Raw genomic sequence first — 18,557 nt, 5'->3', positions numbered from 1 at the left:
GAGAGGGGGAAAGAGAATGCAAATTGATGCCCAAGTAAAAAGTATTTCAGATATTAATCAATTCTTTATTGTTCCTGATTATCAAAGGGAATATGTATGGAAAGCTAATGATCAAGTAAAACAATTCATCACAGATATAGATAATGCTTTTGAAACTTCAAATAATGATTCGAGCTACTATCTAGGGTCTGTAATTATTGTTAAAAAACAGGATAATTATGATGTCATAGATGGTCAGCAACGTCTTACTACAATTGTACTAACTCTCTGTGCATTAAAAGATTTTTTAGAAAGTATTACCCGTACTGAATCTGCTGAAAACTTTTATAACGCGATTAAATCATGGTTATCGACTTTCAATATGAAAACGGCAACCCATCAAAACCGTGTAGAGTTGCAATACGAAGAAAGCCAAAATTATTTAGGCTATCTTATTCATAAAAAAGAATACAAAGGTAAAGTTACGCCATCTATTCAAAAAATGCAGGCTGCCTATGATGCGATGTATGAATATATTGCAAGTTTGAAGAATGAAGGACAAGAGCATCTGGTTGATTTTATTACTTTCTTTTTTAATAAAATTGTCCTAGTTTTTATTGTTTCTGCGGACCTTCATGGCGCATTGAAAATATTTGAAACCAGTAATCAGCGTGGGGCAAGCCTGGATGCTATGGATTTGGTTAAAAATCTTATTTTTAGTGAAGCTAATGAAAAAGATTTTCCGGATATCAAATCTAAATGGAAAATGGTTGTTGGAAATATCCATGCATGTAAGGAAGGGGAGAACCCATTACGCTTCCTACGATATTTCTTAATGGCACGTTACTGTAATAATGGAATTCTACGTGAGGAAGATATTTATAAATGGATCATTTCTGAGGGTGAGCCATTAATCAACTATAAAAATAAACCAATCGAATTTGTAAATGCATTATTGAGTGCTTCAGAACGCTATTCAAAATTAGTTAATGCGACAAGTTTAGCTGATCATCATCAAGCTTACCCTGCTGTAGTTAATATAGGCTACATTAATAAATATATGTCCAGACAGCACTTATTACTGTTGTTGGCCTTAGATGTTAATTGTGAAGATGAAGTGATCAATTATCTTGCAAAACAATTAGAAACTTTGTTTTTTGTGAGTAATACATTAGGTATACAGGCAAAATATAACGAGAACAATTTTAGTATATGGGTGCAATATTTCCGTGGCTTAAAAACCATTGAACAGGTAAAAGTTGCTGTTGAAAAAACTATTGCAAAATATATAACTAAAAAGGCGGCAGAATTTAAACAAACCTTCTTAACGAAACGTCATGATGCTTTTAATCCGCTTTATCGTCTGCGTTATATTCTAGGTACATTGGAAAATAAAGCGGCTGAGCTTTGTAATATGCCACTCAAGGACCATGGATTTATCCAAAGTCTGCAAGTTGAACATATTTTACCTCAGACACCTAAGGCTGATGTAATTCCTGAAGAGTATGGGGCTGACTATTTAGAATATAGTGGCCAAGTTTATATGTTAGGTAATGTGACATTATTAGAAAGTCAGATTAATCAGGCGGTTAATAATTTTAATAACCTAAGTGCAGATTGGTTTAAACAAAAGCAATCTGAGTATAAAAATTCAGCATTAGTACTGAGTAAAATGCTAGATAATGAGTTTAGTATTGGTAAAAATACCTCAACCAATCAATTTATCCATGATTATAAGTATGCTTTTACTGAATGGAAAAAGGAGCAGATTCTACAGCGTCAGCAAGTTTTATTGAATTTAGCTCTTTTGGCTTGGACAATTAATGGGCAAAGAATAGACCAATATAAATTTGCTGATGAAAATGAGCAACGTACAAACATAGATCAAGTTGTTACAGCTGTATTATAAGGAAACTGTAAGTCAAGGTAATCTTAGATCATTCTACATATTCAATATATTGTTTAATTATTTATTAAAATGACATTTAACTTTATTCCAGTAGCCACTTCGGTGGCTACTGGAATAAAAAGCCTACTATAGAAACTTTTAGAAGTTTTGAAGAGAAAAAATATCATGGTTGCAAAATAGCCCAAAAATTTAGCCTATTGCATAGACTATTTACCCTATCTTTTGCTTCGGAAAAGGCACTATTTTGTTTCTCAAACTATCAATAAAGTCTGACCATTCCTGCATCATCTTAGTTCTATATTCTAAATGTTGTGCATGGTTGTAGGCTTGAGAGACGGCATTTCCGACAGTATGTGCTAACTGTATTTCAATTGCATCATGCATATAGCCTTGCTCATGTAGTGTAGTAGATGCAAGTCCACGGAACCCATGACCAGTCATTTTTCCCGTATATCCCATGGTGCGAATCGCACTTAACAGAGCATTGTTGCTCAGAGGCTTAGCTGTACTGTGGTTATAAAAAACAAATTGCTTATTACCAGTAATGGGCTGTAACCCTTTGAGTAATTCAATAGCCTGCCTAGATAAAGGAACAATATGTGGTAAAGCCATTTTCATCTTATAAGCTGGAATTCTCCATAAACGATTATCAAAATCAATCTCATTCCATTCCATGTTAATGAGCTCGGCAGTTCTTACAAATGTTAGAGTCATAAACTGTAAAGCTGTCTTAACCAAGATATTGCCGTGATAACGATCCATCCGTTCTAAGAAAGGCGGAAACTCAGAAATATCTAGGCGAGCCATATGTTTTACTTTACGTGGCTTGAGAGCTTCTTGAAGGTGGGGTGTAGGGTCATTCTCAATGAGTCCTTTACGGATCGCATAACGAAAAATACGCCCAGCTAAAGGAATAGAGCGTTTAGCCATCTCCTGAGCACCACGTGCTTCAATTTGCTTAGCACAAGCAAGGACATCTTTTCCTTTAATCTGATCAATAGGTATATTACCTAAAGCAGGGAAAAGGTCTTTTTCAAATACAGATAGGTCACGTAAATATGTACCTTCTTTAATGACAGCCTTACGATCCTCCATCCACTCCATAGCAAGCGCTTTGAAAAGAATGCTTTCATCGGCTTGTTGTTTCTTTTGCTTTTTCTCTTTATTGGGATTAATCCCATCTTTAAGCTTTAATCGTGCTTCATCTCTAGCACGACGAGCTTGTGCAAGCGTAGTTTCAGGGTATGTACCAATACTGAAGATATTCTCTTTTCCATTCAAACGGAACTTCATTCGCCAATGCATTCCTCCAGAAGGAGTGACCTCTAGATACATCCCTTTTTCATCAGAGTATTTGGTTTTCTTTTCTGAAGGTTTTATTTTTCTGACTTGAGCATCTGTAAGCATGGCAATAATTCCACAGAATTGGGGGTATAATTTTAGGGGTAAAATATTATACCCCTAGTTATACCCCCAACTGCATCAAGCTTGCAATAGATCAAGTAGATTGTATAAGACATAGAAAAAGCTTAAACCCTTTAGATTTAAGCTTTTTTAGACCTTATGGGACTTCATAAGAGTTGAATTTGGCGGTGAAAGAGGAAGTCTGAATATAGTTATAAGTTATTGAAAATAATAATTATAAAAATGTATAAAATTAAATGTACCGACAAATATACCGACAAGTGAATAAAGAAAAAATATCAGATCACGTATCGTTAATTTGATTCCTTAATAATCGATATGCGAAATCATATATATTGAATAAGGTTGATAGCAGAAAAAGATATAAGCGGCTGAGCACTGAATTTGATCCTTTATCTCTACTGTAAGGCTCATACCTTTTTACAAATCCTAATCGAAATCTAGGCTAATTCGGAGTTAACCAAGCATTCAAAGGTCCTACATGCTTCTTAACACCATGAGCATAAGAAGACTGATGGTAGGGAGCTCCTTGATAAAGAATATAATCACAAGTCTTCTCGAGTTCTTTGTAAACCGCATTGTCCGTAGCACAGCTATATAAAAGTGCTATACCTATATTTTTACTATCTTTTGAAGCTTGTACAGTTATGTATTCGCCTGATTTGATAGGTTGGCCAAAAAAATGACATTGCCACCCATTATCTCTGAGTTTTTTTACTATTTCATCGTTCATCTTAGTTGAGAGAATTGCTGCGCGACCTAACCAGCCATCATCAGAGGCAGTAGGGTTAAAAGGTAGGCAATGATCAATTTGTAATTGCTGCAAGATATGGTTTTTAATGGCCTGGGTATTTAAGCAAGCAAAGACATCATTACGAAAAGACTCTGATCTTCTATCTAAAGTTGGTGGGAAAATTGAAACCTTAGATTGTTTCATTGCAAAACATTCAATAAATGCTAATGCTTGAATTAGCCCCATGGCTCGAAAAAAATTAGAGGGATTTTGCCAAATTTCTGATTTAGCATGTGCAAAAAAGTGCCGGTTAAAACCAGAAGTATTTTGATAGTTATCAGTGTTTTCATAAAAACTATTTTTAAGCCAGTTTCCAATCAACATAATAATTCTAATACGTTCATTCATTACCTTTAGAACATCATCTTGGACATACTCTTCAGGAATCCAATCTACACCTAATATATGATCATGCTTTATATTGTCTATAGCACGTTTTATGCATCGATCAACTTTAGTTTTTAAATCAAGATTCTCAACGGAGTCCTCAATAATAGTATTTAAAATATCTTCAATTATTGGAATTAAAGATGCTATAGAAGTCACTTTCATTCCGCTATAAAAAGCTAAAATTGATTCTTTAATTAATGGTACATGTTTTGATATCGCTATTGAATCAGAGAAAGTTTGTACAGTTATTGGAATAATATTAGAGAAGTTATATACAGTTGGGAAAAACTCCTTAAAGCGGTTTTGGAGCTCTTCTCTAGACAAAATATCTTGATAACCAATTTTCAAATTGGTTATTTTGAACCCTTCATTTATTTGCTCACGAGTCATAAATACAGGTAGAAACCAGTCAACTTGAGTCCAGAAATTCTCTTCTTTTTGGAGTGGTAAAATATTATTTTGATAAATTTTAATTTCAGATAATTTATAACGTGGCATTAAGACGGTGACATTCTCTAAAGTTGTAAGCTTAATTGCAGGAATAGTTTGATTAAAACCAAACTTAGTTTCTTCTATTTCTAATATTTCAATTCCTTGATCCATACAGTCAGAATGGATTTCTTCAAGAGTAATTGTTTGCATCTTATTTTGGTTGTTAAATTTAAACCAAATTCCTTTAATTTTATTTAATGATTCTTTAGGCATGATTTTTACTCTGATCTTAGAATTATGATCTCCAATCCTAAATTGGAGGTTGGACGGGATCTGAATGAACTACACTTTTAGTGCAGTTAAAAGGTGTGCTCTTGAGTGTATATCTGAACAAAATATCTTTAAACAGGAACTCTTATTTATAGAAAGACCATCAGTGCTTAAAAAAAAGCCTACTTCATGAATATGGCGTTTTTTATGCTTTTTGAATCAAAGATAAACTTTTATGCTTTCCGCATAAAAATACACTTTTGAATGAATAATGATCTACTACACCACAACGAAAACTGATTGTCTTTTAAGCTTAATGCAGTGCATTTCTAACGGCAGTGCAAAGTTTTGGTTCTCTGATTCTGTTAGTTTTTCAAAGTTCCATACTGTCATTCCAAAGTTGATCTTGGAGTATGGTCTCAATCTGGATGAATCTTTACGCAAGCGAAAATCAGATTATGGGGAACCAGTGTGGAGTTTAGTTATCAATTATGATCCGGCAAGGAATGATGTATTCCAGTTCTGGTTATTTACCACAGGCTATAGAGAAGCACGAAGAAGTAAGCTGACGCTAAAAGAAATACTCGCTAAAAATTCCAGCATGGTACAAAAGCAAAAGCTCAACAGTATTTTAACTGTCAAAAAAGAGAAGCTGCTACGCTATGGAGATTATGTACTTGGACAATACATAGAGTTCAGTGATCTTAAGCCTCAATTTTCTAAAACTTACTATCACCCAGAACAGTTTGGAGTGATATTTAATACCAAGACGATCCGAACAAAGACAATTGATAGTAATAAGAATTCAATTTACCGAATTTTTAAACCGTTCGAAAATTTTGAATTAAAACGTCTTGCAGGTATTAATAGAAATTTTGGTTTTGCCTTCCTTGAAAATAAACATACTCGCTGGAATCAAACCTCTGTAAGTCAGTTTTTATTAAATCGGTTTGGGATTAAGTTTAATACTAATGTGAGTTATAACGATCGATTAAAAGAACTGACTAGGGTATTACGTGGAGTTCGTAAAAAGCACTTGGAGTTTTTCCAGCGTCATTCTCAGAAGAAAGTCCGCTACACCTGGTATCTATCAAAAGATTTTATGCAGTCGGCTGAAAGGGAGTTAGATAAGAAGATTGATTTAATCTCTACAGGTAAGGCAGATCGATTAAAAGAAGCTACATATCGATTAAGTGCACATGGTAATTTCCATGGAACCCGGCACCAAATTGGAAAGTTACAGGCCAAGACCAGATCAAAATTAAATAGTAGGGATCCAAACCATAAGAAGCTAAATCAAATGTATTTCCCTCGAAATCTTCACTATGTACGGTTTACTGCTAAAAAGGCTCAGAATATGAAAGAGTTTGAATTGACATGCCAGAATGCAGACAAGATTTATATAAATAAAAAGAGTCGGTCAAGATCTAAAGCTACTCATTAATCTGTTTCAATCTCTAATAATCTTTGGAAATTGAAATCTACCCAATATTGGGATCATTCCGAAAACGGTAATATTCCCAATATTGGGGTTTTGAACGATCCCGTTTTTGGGATTTTGAATGTACCCGTTTTTGGGATGCAGAACCTATCAATGAACCTATCAAAGAATCTGTCAGTTTCTCTGAGAAGAAAAGCACAACGTTTCAAGTGCTCATTAGAATGCTTTGACGTTGGGATTTTGATGAAGCTAGTAATTTTTGAAAAATATCTAAAAGTGAATAAATCTATAGCTTGATTTTGCATCCAGTTCTTCACTGAGCAATTCTAATAAGAAAAATGATTAAGGGTACATGAAAATATTAAAGTGGCTAATACGGCGAATAAGAGCGTTTTAGGCATGCTTTTAAAAAGTATGATTTGACCTGCTTGGATACGCCGTAGTCTTAAAGATGATTGAAGCAGGGCAATTGATTACCAGGTGGAGTTGAAGGCTAAAAATATAGTGTTGAGCGGTCTCCCTCGCGCGCGCGCGCGTTTTGTCGAAATACACCCATTTTTTGGGGACTTGGATTGCCTCCTAATAATTTGAAACTTATTAGAGGAAGGGGTTATGGGGATTTATATTGAGCTTAATAATTTCGAAGTATCCAAAAGGCTAATTTTTCTTAAAGCAGAATCTAAATACGTCGCGCCTAATTATGAAGAGATGATTTTTGAGTTAAAGAAATACCATGAAATGACTCCTGAAAAGATTGCGCATTTATTACCAGTGTCTGGCCCCTCTGCGATAAATGAATGGGCACGCGGTGGCGTACCTAACTATGAAAATGGTGAAGCATTAATAGAACTATGGAAAACTCTTACTGATAAGACAGATCAGGATATTCCAAGAATTAATTACCGGAGTGTGTAGGAATATGGGGAATATTAAGACAACAGCTTTTAAGCCATTAGATTGTGATGAAATGGAGAGATCCATTCAGCTATGCAATGGTATTGAATATTTAATTGATGAGTTTCAGAGACAAACTAATGGGAAGGAGTCGAGTCAATTATTTAATAGCGAATACCAGGCTCAATTATTAAAGATAGCATCCCACCTGGAAGAGCTGATCCACCGGCTCACTTATTTGGCGAATAAAAATAATAAGGCATTTTACTTTAGGCATTTGTTCGCGATTCTTAAAAGTTTGAGTTACGCACCTAATCCATTAATCATTACGGCATACCATCTGGATCCTAATCATGAGTTTAAGCGTTTACTTAATCGGAATACGTTTGATTATGAAGTCAGACAAATTGTTAAAAAAATTCAGTTTATAAAGCCAGTATTACAATCACTCGCTGTAGGCCGAAAGTCCGGTATTAGAAGCATTTCACATTCTTTTTAAGAATATTCTAGTATAAAAGGGGGCTTTCATAGCCTCCTTTTTTTCATTGCTGTACACACCCATTTTTTGAGGACATGTAACCATTTAATTTTGAAGTATTGAGTAAATTACTTCGAGAAAGAAAATGGCTAGAATCCCGATGGGCAACTTTGGCAATGCAATGCCACAGGTTGAGCGTACCCAGATGCCACAGCGCAACACAGGCCAATTAGCACAGGCTGGTATTAACTTGGGTCAGGCTATAGGACAAGTTGCTACACAACAAGCTGAGCAGAAAAAGGCGGAGCAAGACAAAAAAGCTAAAGCCGATTTTGCATTGCAATCCTCTAAGGTTGGCGCGGACATCAGTGTAGTGGATGATGACCTTTTGCTTAAAATGCAAAGTGGTGCAATTGCCTATGATGACGCCGTAGTTCAACGCCAAAAGAGCTTAGAAACAATCAAAGGTCAGTACAAAGACCTAATACCTAAACAGTTTGAGCAGAACTTTAATAATTATTTTGAGCAGCATTCTTACCAGAGTGCATCGAAGTATTTGCCGATCGCGCAGAAGTCGAAGCAGCAACAGGCCATTGTGAAATTAAAGGATATGCGAGAAAACTACCTCAAAAATCCAAACGCTTCTGAGCAGGATGTTTGGAGTGGTATGGCTTTATATGGACAGTCCGAAAATTTACCCTTAGCGCATGTACAGAATGCTTTTAACGAGTACAAAAATAATCGGGCCGGCAATGATGTATCCACATTTTATTTGGGAAATAAGTCAGACAACGAAAAGCTGACTGAGCTATCCACTCCTGAGGCTGTAATAGCAAAACACCCTAATTTAACTCAAGAGCAGGCCGTCTACTGGAGTGGACGGGTATCAAGTCAAATCGATCAGAATAACCGGGCAGTTGCCTTACAGCAAAAGCAGTTAGAAGATGATGCAAAAGATGCTGTTACTGAGATGAAGGCAGATATTGAAACAGGCTTGATCCCAAGTGAAGACGTGATTAAATCGCGCTTAGCACGTGTTAAGGGGACAGGGAAAGAATCTGAGTTTGTTCAGTACAGCGGGGCTTTGGTTGAAGTACAGCAGTTCATGAGACTGGGAGCGGATGAGCGTGAAGCTTACCTCAGTAAAAAGCGTTCAGAGGCTCAAAATACGGCGCAAGATAATGCTAAAGACGTGAGCTGGAAGTTAAACCTTCTGTCTAAAACGCATGAGAATATGTTGGGCTATGAGAAAAATAATTCAGCTCTGGCGTACTCAATCAAGACTGGCCAAGAGCTGACAGTAGTACCTACTCATGCGATTTTGAGCGGCAATCCTGATGCCATTAATGCCTTATCTAAAAACATTAAGTCTATTCACGCGAACAATGTATTGAACGGTACTGTAGGGTCGTTAAATCCTTTCTCTACACAACAGCAATCTGAATTAAAGCAGTTCTGGGAAAAAGCTAGACCAGGCGATAAGTTGAATTTAGTGACTAGCCTCTATAAATCTAGTGCTGGCAATGCCAATGCATCTAGAGACATGATCAACAGTATTGCTGGTGAAAGTGGCTCATATCGTTTATCCGCTTCACTCAATAATAGGGGGCTACAAGATATTGCTGGCCAGATTATTACCGGTCAGGATCTGATTGAAAAAGGCTTGGTCAAAGTAGATGAAAACGGTTTAACAAAGCAAACAGAAACGTATTTAGCTGGTATTACTTCACCAGGTAAACCTGACTTTCAAATCTATCTGGATTCAATCAAAGCCAACTATGCTTATTTGGTTCAAAAAGCTGAGAAGGTGACTGATACCAAAGGCAATATTTTAAATAAAACCATTGATGAAGAGCTTTTCAATAGAGCTGCCAAGAATGTCACAGGAGGCAAGTTCACCTCAGGGGGATTCTTCGGAAGTAAATCAGTAGTGTTACGGCCTCATACCGTTGGTGAAAAGGCTTTTCGTGAGCAACTGGAGAGCTTTAACTCTCGCAATGCCCGCAACTATGGTGGATCTGATAAAGACTTCTTCTTGGATCTGCCTTTAGAGCAAGACCCTAAAAATCCATACGTCTATTACTTCAAGAATGGTACCAAGTACATCATGGATGCCACCGATAAGAAGCGTCAAACACGTTTAACTTTTAAAGTGAGATGAGGTAGAGATGGATTTTTTAGCAGATGATGAATTAACGTTAAATCAGGACGATCCTCGCTTTAAACCTAAAAGTGAGCGCGGTGGATTTAGTGACGGCGTATTAGGTACTGTTTCCGGTGTTGCCATGGGTACCATTGAGGCTGCCACTGCACCGGATGCCTTGATTCGTGGTGACAAGAAAGCAGCAGCTCTAAGAGCACAAAACCTTGAGATTTTTAAGCCTGATGATTTGGGTGGCATAGGTGAGTTTACCTATGGCCTGACCAAAGACTTTACACGTATTGGCTGGAACGCCGTCACTACTTTAGGAACAGGCGGTGTGCCAGGCTTGGCATTGAATTCTGGATTATTCGGGTACCAGACCTTTGAAGCAGAGAAATCAGACTTACTTAACAAAGGGGCGGATATACAAACAGCTCGCACCGGTGGCGCGGTTAAAGGCGTTGCAGATGCTTTGGGTTTTGCTATTCCTACCCATGGTGTGTCTAAGTCTGTAATTGCTGACGCCGTAGCTACTACCGCGCTGGCTACTGCAGCAGGTTCAGCCGGTGACTATATCGAAGGTTCATATTTAGAGAACAATGAAAATAAGAAGGTCGCTCAATACGGCGAAGCATTAAAGGAAAATGCATTAAGTCCGTCTACATTGGCAGCAAACGGCGGGATGGCCTTACTACTCAACTTATGGGCGAATAAAGGGCGATTACGGCCAGAGCAGATTAAAGACCATAGTAATGTAGATACCATGAATGATGCAGCTCATATACAGGCCAACATAGAGCATGCAGAAGGCACGAATCCATTTAGTCCAACCAATGCAAAAGAAGCCAATTCACACTTTGATGCATTGGATAGTGCAATGGAGAGTGCACTGAATGATGAGCTGGTCAGCTTAAAAGCACCAGTGACAGGCACACCTAAAGCAGTAGTAACCAGTACACCAGTGGTACCAATAACAGGTACACCGAAGGCTATTGTAAGACCAAGCGCTATCAATACTGATGAACATAAAGCGCCAGTAATAGCGGAGCTTTTGACTAATCCTGTATTTGATAAAAAACCTTGGACAAAAACGATTGTTCAGGAAGCCTCTAAACGAGGCATTAATCCAGTGGATGCCTTAATCATTTCCCATTTGGAAACTGGTGGCACTTTCAGCACTTCAATCCAGCCAAAGGACAGAAACGGTAAGTTACTATCGTCCGCTACCGGCTTATTCCAGACTTTGGATAGCACCTTTGCCCGTATGGGAGGTAAGGATAAGTTTGATGGTAATGATCAAATTAAAGCGGGCCTGAACTACTACGAGCACAATGCCAAGGTTTTCCGCAGCCACTTTAATCGAGATCCGAATGGCCTAGAACTTTACTATCTGCATTTCTTTGGTGAAGGTGGTGGACCAGTCTTTTTGAAAGCCAAAGATAATGAGCTTTTTGTAGATGTGGCCACACGCTGGAGTAAAGGCAATCAGAAGAAGACTGCAAGACAGATTGCAGAAGGTATCACTTCAAGTCATCAATTCAATGGGATGACCGTAGGGCAGGTAAAGGCCAAATACGAAAAGCGCTGGAATGATATAGCTAAACTTTATGGTGATGTCGGTTCACAGAATGCAGCACATCCTACCGAAGTCCGGGGGAGTGAATCAGAGTTCCCACAGTTTGAGTCTGATATAACTGCACCACCCGCTTACAAGTCCCAATCTGATGCTGAAATTGAATCAATGCCCTTTGTACTCAGTGCAGATGAGCATAGTGTGAAGTCACTCCAGGAGGAGTTTGAAGCCCTATCTTCTCCATTGACCAAGGAGGATCTGGAATACCTCAAGGCTACGGCGCATTATCAGTATTCTGAAGGTGGTGCTTATCGAACGCCGTATGTTGAACCTCAAGTCGATTTATCTGGGCCTGGTAATAGTGCTAACCGTAATTTGGATGTATTGGACTCGGATCTTTACCAGCTTGAGCCAGAGCAACAACGGGTTATGGTTGCTGATCCAGAATCGAATACTTTAGATATCAATAATGCCAGAACATCAGATTCAAATATTCAGCAAAACTCAATTGTTGCCGGAGTAGATAACTGGACGCCGACCAGATCGCAAAACTATCTTAAACGAGAGCGGTCAATGGATGATGGGGGGATTATTCAAGAACTACACAATAGTACTTCTAATACGACCTTCCAGCGCCAGATTAATCAGGATGGCACCATTAGCCCGGTAAAGGCTACACGTAATGGAAATGATTTATTTGCCCATCCTGCTAATGGTAAAGCCGATAGTCCTGAATTAACTACAGTACAGCATAAAGCTACCCAGGCATTAGAACGGGAGTTCTGGAAGCCGGGTAAATCTAAGGTTGATGGTGCACCGGACTTAACCAAGTCTAGCAAAGGGGAATACGGTGCATTCACTGATACGGCAGACGGTAGGGAAGCGGTTTCAATTCTAGAAGCAGATCCCGATATGGAAGTGACCTTTACGCGCCTGGATGAAAACGGGAATGAAGAAATTGTGACGATGTCATCCCGAGATCTATTGGACTATGTCAAAGAGCAAGAAGAAATCGCAAAAGATGAAATTCAGGCAGTGAAAGCATTGGCAAGCTGCGCATTAAGATTTGGGAGTGAAGCAGCATGAGAGCTGAATGTAGAGAACAAGTTGCAAAGGCATTAGGTAAAAGAAAATTAAGTGCAGCTGATAGTAATCGTATTTCATCACTGTATATCCGGGCACAAAATACTCTGGCCAGAACAGATCCTGATTGGATGTTTAAAAGTCCTGCTGAACGTGCTGAAGCGATTGCGCAGAAAACTGCTACGGATCTCGCCGTCCAGATCGCTAAGAACAATCAGAACATTGCCCGGGATGCCATCATCAAGGCCCAGCTACAGAACGAAATCTATAACCATCCTAAATTAAACCCGGTCCAAGCTTTAATGCGGAAGATTGCATACTTCTCGGATCAGAGTGGTATCCAGTCTATAGAGAAGCAATCCCAAGCCTTGCACAGTCGCTGGATGTCATTGGTTGCTGATGTGTTTACCAAGACACAGGAACGCTTTGGCATGTCAGTAAACAAGGCCATGACTGATGACATTATCCGGGTCATGTTTGGTGGCAAGTCTGATAATCCAGAAATTACGGCGATGGCCAAGGAAGTAAGTGCAGCCCTGGAGGAAATGCGTTTAGCCTTCAACCGGGCTGGTGGGAATATTAAGAAGCTCGATAACTTTGGCTTTATGACATCACATGATCAGAAGAAAGTAGCCCTAACAGATCAATCAGAATGGGTGAACGATGCATTGGCTGGAGTAGATCGTAATCAGTATGTCAAAGAGACTGGTGAGTTGATGGATGAGCTGGAGCTTAAATCCATGCTTGAGGAGATTTATAAAACCATCTCAACCAACGGCGCTAACAAAGACTTACTGATACTGAATAAACAGGCCAAAGCAGGGGCATCGCCTGTAGGTGGTCGCTCCAAGATGGCGAATCGTCACCAAGAGTCCAGGGCTTTGCATTTCAAGGATGGTGACGCATGGCTGGCGTATCAGAAGAAATATGGAACTTATGATGAAGCAGGGTTTCATGAGATTCTGAAAAACCATACTCACCGCATGAGTACAGAAGTGGCCATGATGCAGAACCTTGGATCCAATCCTCGTAATACATTTGAGTCGTTATTGGATGAAGCCAAGATCAAACTGAAAGCAGATCCACAGAATGGCATGAAACATGGTGAGATTGATAAGCAGGCTCATCGGGCCATGTCCATGTATAACACTCTGGATGCCAATACCCGGGCGATTGATTCAACCTTAGGTAACGTTATGGGTGGATTACGTGCCTTAATGGTTGCATCTAAATTAGGTGGCACCACGCTGACGACCTTTGGCGACCATGCCAGTATGAAGAAGGTCGCTAATATGCTGGGCCTGTCCTATACCAAATCGATCCTCCCTGAATACATGAAGCAATTGAAACAGGGTGCCACACGTGATGAAGCATTGCGGTTTGGCCTTGGGATTAACGAAATGGCCGGTTCAATGACCCGTTTCGGTGATGCTGATATTGTCAGTAGTGCTACCAAGTCAGGCCGCTTTAATGCACGTATGCAGGCTTTTGCTGCAACAACTATGAAACTATCAGGACTGAACGCCGTCACCGCAGGAGCGAAACGAGCGCTTAATCTGGTGCATATGAATAAGCTTGCTGAAATGACCCGTAAAACGGATTGGAAGGATCTTGGTGCAGATGATCTTAAGATCCTGCAGGGGAACGGTATTACCGAACGTGACTGGCAGTTGTGGCAGCAGCTGGAGCCAAGTAAGCGTGAAGATGGGACGGCGGTACTTTCGCAGAATGACTTCTTTAATGCACCAGATGATGTGATTAAGCAGTTCTTGCCACTGGACAAGCAGGACAATGCTAATGCACTGGCTGACTTCCGGTATAAAGCTGCTATGAAATACCAGACTCATATCTTTAATGAGGAGTCAGTCGCTATTATTGAAGCAGGTGTACGTGAACGTAGCATCATTAACTTAGGTGAAGCCGGAACTATCCAAGGGGAATTGGGCCGAACCCTATTCCAGTTCAAAGGCTTCCCATTGGCTTATATGTTCCGTATTGGTCATCGTGCCTTTGCCCAGGGAGATATTAAGAGTCGGGTGACGTTCCTAGCTTCGCTACTGGCTTATCAAACTTTAGCAGGTGCATTGATCGTTCAGACCCAGAACTTGGCCAATGGTAAGAATCCAGAGCCTGTATTTACGATTGATTTCTTTGGTAAGTCACTTCTTAAAGGTGGCGGGCTTTCCTTCCTGGGGGACATCATGTCTGCACTTTCAGATCCAACCGGTCGAAGTGCATCAGACTTTATCAGTGGCCCATTATTAGGCCAAAGCATGAAGTTGGGTATGCTGCTAACCGGTATGGGTAACAACATCATTGAGGGGAAAGAATCTACCCGGATGATGGAAGTGGCCAATACCCTGAAGAGTAATATTCCATTGCAGAATCTTTGGTACAGTAAGCTGGTCGTAGATCGAATGCTGTATTCCAAAATGCAGAATATGATTGATCCTGATTATCTACCAAGAACACAGCAGCGCCTGGAGAACTTAGGTAATAGTTACTGGTGGGATTTATCAGAAGAATAAAATTAGGAGCCTCGGCTCCTTTTTTAATTTTTAGATTACTATGTTGTATTAATATTTATAAATAGCCCAAATTCAACATCGAATGATGTGATGAGACAATTAAGGGGGAAATATGATTGGTAGAGTTTTACCCATATTACTTTTAGGGTATTCAACAGTAGCTTTAGCAGAGAATGGATTTGATCGCTCGTTAATCAATGCCAAGATAATTAATGAGAAATATGAAATTATTGATATTGATAGCTTTAACGATCTTACTCGTCAAATCACCAATGAAGTAGTTTCGACGTTACCTAGAAAGGTTGATGCTGATACAGAGCTATTAACCATGGTGGTAAGCAGACCTTTAATTTCTCAGACTTATGCGCTAAGAGATATTGAAACTAAAAAGGATTTATCGGAAAAAATAGACTTGGAAAAGTTTAGTCAATTAATTAGAAATTACGCTTGTTCCTCAGCTATTGGTACTTCTCAAGTTTATAGGGTAAATGGCACTCATTTTTCTTTTAAAGTGATTAATAGTAATTTTATGGAACTTTACAGCTATACATTCCCACTAAGAACATGTGAAGAATGAATGTGAAATACAATTCAAAGTTGCAGTTATTGCTGAACAGCTTGATTAGTATGACTACACTTTGAGGAATAATTGATGACCTTATATATCTCAACACCTGAGTTATTGAAGCGCTATGGAATTACTAAAGGTACTTTGATCAGCTGGCGAAATAAAAAGAACTTTCCTGAACCAGTCATTAAAGCGCATGGACGCTCAAGCAGTCGTTACGGGATCAAAGCAGTTGATACCTGGGAAAGAAACAGTGGATTGCTTGAATCACTTGAAATAAAGCCTCTGATAACATCACATACATAATTTTAGTAGAAAAAGGAATTTCACATCATGAAGAAGATATTAGCTTTCTCTCTAATGAGTCTTATAAGCTCAGTGGCTTTGGCTACCCCAATTACACTTCAGCATTCCAAGACCAGCTATGTGAACTCAGGGATCTGTTCCGCCGTGGTGGATGTGACGATCCATGATTTTCTTGGGGCCTATGACAAACTGTATTTAGACCTGGTGGCAAAGGACAAATCCGGCAGAGTGCAAGGGACTTCTGAGAATGTAATAACCTACGGCGATATACAAAACCTTCAAGGTAAAGCATTTGGGAATATCTTTATCGAATCAGAGACTATGTGCGGAGCGGATCGTACCTGGACAGTTCAAGTTAAGCGCGCCGTCCTGGTTGTAGATGGTAAACGAGAAGATTTATTGAAAGCTAAGAAAGTCCATATTGATGACTTTCAGCCAATGAAATTTAAAGTTGCTCCTTAAGTATTAAATCTTTGATTTTATAAAAAAGTCGACGCTAGTGGATTTCACCGATAAAGTCCTGAATCTAAGCTAAATAATGTGAGACTTAACTGGCATTAAGCCTTTATCTAAAGGAATTTCCAATCTAAATATTATGGACATATCTAGCTAAATAATTTTAAACTTGCGTAAATGCGCAAACTGAAATAATCTGCAAGTTATGGAAAGAAATCTCGAACAATATCGTACACCTGGACAAGCTCTTTCAGCTCTTCTAATTGAGAAGGGGTGGAATGGTAGAGTCTTAGCTGGGATTTTACAAATTGATGAGTCTGGCGTTAATAGGCTATTACAAGATAAAAAATCTATTTCTCCTAATTTAGCTATTATTTTTGAAGATATCTTTAAAGTGCCAGCTGAACAGTTTATTAATTTGCAAGGTCAATATGATCTAGCCAAAGCTAGACTTAAAATTATGCCAGACCCTCAGCTTGAGTATCGTGCTAAGTTATTCGGTAGTCTGCCCATAGCCGATATGATTAATCGCTCATGGCTAAATGTAGAAAATAAGAAAGATTTCAATAAGATTGAGTCAGAGTTATTACGTCTTTTTAAAGTGGATTCTTTAGAAAAGATAATAGAAATAACCCCTCATAGTGCAAAAAAGTCTAATTGTGATGATATTGCTACGCCCGTGCAGTTAGCGTGGATCAATCATGTAAAAAGAATCGCCTCGGAAATGATTGTGCCAGCCTATAGTCCAGAAAAAGGAAAAATGGCAGCTGAAAAATTAAAACCTTTACTTTATTCCGCTGAAGAAATTAGAAAAGTTCCTCGTATTCTTATGGAACACGGTATCCGCTTTGTGATTGTAGAATCGCTTAAAGGATCAAAAATGGATGGTGTATGTCTATGGTTAAATGATGGAACCTCACCAGTTATTGGAATGTCGTTACGTTTTGATAGGATTGATAATTTTTGGTTTGTATTACGCCACGAGTTAGAACATGTCATTCAGGGTCACGGTAAAATTGTTCCAAAAATCGATATAGATATTCAGCCTGGTGAAAGTGAAGACGAGGACGAAAAAATTGCAAATGAGGCTGCGGCATATTATGCAATCAGCGAGCAAAAAATGAATAGTTTTATCGCTCGTAAATATCCTTTCTTTGCTGATATCGACATTATGGGATTAGCAAATACGATTAAAGTACATCCAGGAATTATTGCTGGGAAACTTCAATACCATACGAAAAAATACAATTTATTTAGAAAGCATTTGGTTCCAATTCGACCAATTCTTACACCTTCAGCTGTAGTTGATGGCTGGGGGGATGTTTATCCACTTGAAGACTAAGGAGTAATTTTAAGTGAATCAAAATCAAGCGTTTCAAGAAGCCATAAGGCGTTATAAGAGAAAAACTGGATTATCGGAAGTTGATTTAAAGGAAGTGGCAAAGTTTGCTGTTGAACAGTTAGGTTATAAACTTCCAGAACCTGTCGATCCTTTAGATGTTTTAGCAAAAAAAATTGCTGTTGCAGCGAGAGAGGAGACTAGAACAGATAAGTCGACAGGGCGACCATACCGAGTAAACCATGCAGTACCCAAGCAAGGCTCTCAACAGTCATTATGGATTGATATTGATGAAGCTCCACGCCCATTAATACAAAAGTCATTCATGAAGCGAAGAGATGGAATTCTCGGTGATGCATTACAGTTATCATTAGATATGGATCACTGGAATAGCGTTAATTCGACTGAAGAGCCAATTCTAATTCCTATGGACTTTACAGAAGACGTAGAGGAAAGAAAGAATGCCACCAATCATATGACCGCAGATACAGAAAACAAAAAACCGATATAAAAACATATTGCTTTTATATCGGTTCTTATCTCGAGTAAT

At 38.7% G+C, this 18,557-nt stretch carries 14 protein-coding genes; 12 read left to right on the top strand and 2 right to left on the bottom strand.

The genetic code is table 11. From position 1 onward, the window contains the following. The first annotated feature begins 16 nt into the window (after positions 1–16). Positions 17–1,888 (top strand): DUF262 domain-containing protein, encoded by a 1,872-nt coding sequence (locus FTU17_RS05420; protein ID WP_110974203.1) that lies wholly within the window; start codon positions 17–19, stop codon positions 1,886–1,888. A 210-nt stretch (positions 1,889–2,098) separates the two neighbouring features. Here the strand turns inward: FTU17_RS05420 and FTU17_RS05415 are convergent, their stop codons facing one another. Beyond that, positions 2,099–3,295 (bottom strand): integrase arm-type DNA-binding domain-containing protein, encoded by a 1,197-nt coding sequence (locus FTU17_RS05415; protein ID WP_180134837.1) that lies wholly within the window; start codon positions 3,293–3,295, stop codon positions 2,099–2,101. A gap of 463 nt (positions 3,296–3,758) precedes the next feature. Then, positions 3,759–5,201 (bottom strand): hypothetical protein, encoded by a 1,443-nt coding sequence (locus FTU17_RS05410; RefSeq protein WP_180059339.1) that lies wholly within the window; start codon positions 5,199–5,201, stop codon positions 3,759–3,761. A 313-nt stretch (positions 5,202–5,514) separates the two neighbouring features. On the opposite strand from FTU17_RS05410, the gene FTU17_RS05405 reads away from it, so the two are divergent. From FTU17_RS05405 to FTU17_RS05355, 11 genes are all read left to right on the top strand, one after another. Then, positions 5,515–6,642, top strand: coding sequence for a hypothetical protein (locus tag FTU17_RS05405; RefSeq protein WP_180134843.1), 1,128 nt, complete (start codon positions 5,515–5,517; stop codon positions 6,640–6,642). Positions 6,643–7,251: 609 nt separating this feature from the next. After that, complete coding sequence (locus FTU17_RS05400; RefSeq protein WP_180134836.1) at positions 7,252–7,554, top strand: hypothetical protein; 303 nt, start codon at positions 7,252–7,254, stop codon at positions 7,552–7,554. Positions 7,555–7,558: 4 nt separating this feature from the next. Further along, the gene (locus FTU17_RS05395) at positions 7,559–8,032 is read left to right on the top strand and encodes a hypothetical protein (RefSeq protein ID WP_004964782.1); all 474 of its coding nucleotides are present in this window, start codon (positions 7,559–7,561) and stop codon (positions 8,030–8,032) included. 124 nt (positions 8,033–8,156) lie between these two features. After that, positions 8,157–10,172, top strand: a complete 2,016-nt coding sequence (locus tag FTU17_RS05390) for a hypothetical protein (protein WP_180134835.1) — start codon at positions 8,157–8,159, stop codon at positions 10,170–10,172. Positions 10,173–10,179: 7 nt separating this feature from the next. Continuing rightward, entirely contained in the window at positions 10,180–12,813 is a 2,634-nt protein-coding gene (locus FTU17_RS05385; RefSeq protein ID WP_180134834.1) for a hypothetical protein, read from the top strand. Further along, entirely contained in the window at positions 12,810–15,338 is a 2,529-nt protein-coding gene (locus FTU17_RS05380; protein ID WP_057049030.1) for a hypothetical protein, read from the top strand. Before FTU17_RS05385 ends, FTU17_RS05380 begins: the two co-directional genes overlap by 4 nt. A gap of 112 nt (positions 15,339–15,450) precedes the next feature. Further along, positions 15,451–15,915, top strand: coding sequence for a hypothetical protein (locus FTU17_RS05375; protein ID WP_155861681.1), 465 nt, complete (start codon positions 15,451–15,453; stop codon positions 15,913–15,915). Positions 15,916–15,990: 75 nt separating this feature from the next. Continuing rightward, positions 15,991–16,212, top strand: coding sequence for a hypothetical protein (locus tag FTU17_RS05370; RefSeq protein WP_004964761.1), 222 nt, complete (start codon positions 15,991–15,993; stop codon positions 16,210–16,212). Between the two features lie 27 nt (positions 16,213–16,239). Next, complete coding sequence (locus FTU17_RS05365; RefSeq protein WP_155861682.1) at positions 16,240–16,674, top strand: hypothetical protein; 435 nt, start codon at positions 16,240–16,242, stop codon at positions 16,672–16,674. A 199-nt stretch (positions 16,675–16,873) separates the two neighbouring features. Then, the gene (locus tag FTU17_RS05360; protein ID WP_180134833.1) at positions 16,874–18,010 is read left to right on the top strand and encodes an XRE family transcriptional regulator; all 1,137 of its coding nucleotides are present in this window, start codon (positions 16,874–16,876) and stop codon (positions 18,008–18,010) included. A gap of 13 nt (positions 18,011–18,023) precedes the next feature. Beyond that, the gene (locus FTU17_RS05355; protein ID WP_180134832.1) at positions 18,024–18,518 is read left to right on the top strand and encodes a hypothetical protein; all 495 of its coding nucleotides are present in this window, start codon (positions 18,024–18,026) and stop codon (positions 18,516–18,518) included. Positions 18,519–18,557: the final 39 nt, after the last annotated feature.

This window comes from Acinetobacter sp. YH12070, from assembly GCF_013419625.1.
Taxonomy (GTDB): Bacteria; Pseudomonadota; Gammaproteobacteria; order Pseudomonadales; family Moraxellaceae; genus Acinetobacter; species Acinetobacter amyesii.
This window is presented reverse-complemented; position numbering and strand designations above follow the sequence as displayed.

What these genes read in the sequence shown, in the direction of transcription:
- FTU17_RS05420 (WP_110974203.1), top strand. Translation starts at nt 17, where the DNA reads ATGCAAATTGATGCCCAAGTAAAAAGTATTTCAGATATTAATCAATTC.
- FTU17_RS05415 (WP_180134837.1), bottom strand. Translation starts at nt 3,295, where the DNA reads ATGCTTACAGATGCTCAAGTCAGAAAAATAAAACCTTCAGAAAAGAAA.
- FTU17_RS05410 (WP_180059339.1), bottom strand. Translation starts at nt 5,201, where the DNA reads ATGCCTAAAGAATCATTAAATAAAATTAAAGGAATTTGGTTTAAATTT.
- FTU17_RS05405 (WP_180134843.1), top strand. Translation starts at nt 5,515, where the DNA reads ATGCAGTGCATTTCTAACGGCAGTGCAAAGTTTTGGTTCTCTGATTCT.
- FTU17_RS05400 (WP_180134836.1), top strand. Translation starts at nt 7,252, where the DNA reads ATGGGGATTTATATTGAGCTTAATAATTTCGAAGTATCCAAAAGGCTA.
- FTU17_RS05395 (WP_004964782.1), top strand. Translation starts at nt 7,559, where the DNA reads ATGGGGAATATTAAGACAACAGCTTTTAAGCCATTAGATTGTGATGAA.
- FTU17_RS05390 (WP_180134835.1), top strand. Translation starts at nt 8,157, where the DNA reads ATGGCTAGAATCCCGATGGGCAACTTTGGCAATGCAATGCCACAGGTT.
- FTU17_RS05385 (WP_180134834.1), top strand. Translation starts at nt 10,180, where the DNA reads ATGGATTTTTTAGCAGATGATGAATTAACGTTAAATCAGGACGATCCT.
- FTU17_RS05380 (WP_057049030.1), top strand. Translation starts at nt 12,810, where the DNA reads ATGAGAGCTGAATGTAGAGAACAAGTTGCAAAGGCATTAGGTAAAAGA.
- FTU17_RS05375 (WP_155861681.1), top strand. Translation starts at nt 15,451, where the DNA reads ATGATTGGTAGAGTTTTACCCATATTACTTTTAGGGTATTCAACAGTA.
- FTU17_RS05370 (WP_004964761.1), top strand. Translation starts at nt 15,991, where the DNA reads ATGACCTTATATATCTCAACACCTGAGTTATTGAAGCGCTATGGAATT.
- FTU17_RS05365 (WP_155861682.1), top strand. Translation starts at nt 16,240, where the DNA reads ATGAAGAAGATATTAGCTTTCTCTCTAATGAGTCTTATAAGCTCAGTG.
- FTU17_RS05360 (WP_180134833.1), top strand. Translation starts at nt 16,874, where the DNA reads ATGGAAAGAAATCTCGAACAATATCGTACACCTGGACAAGCTCTTTCA.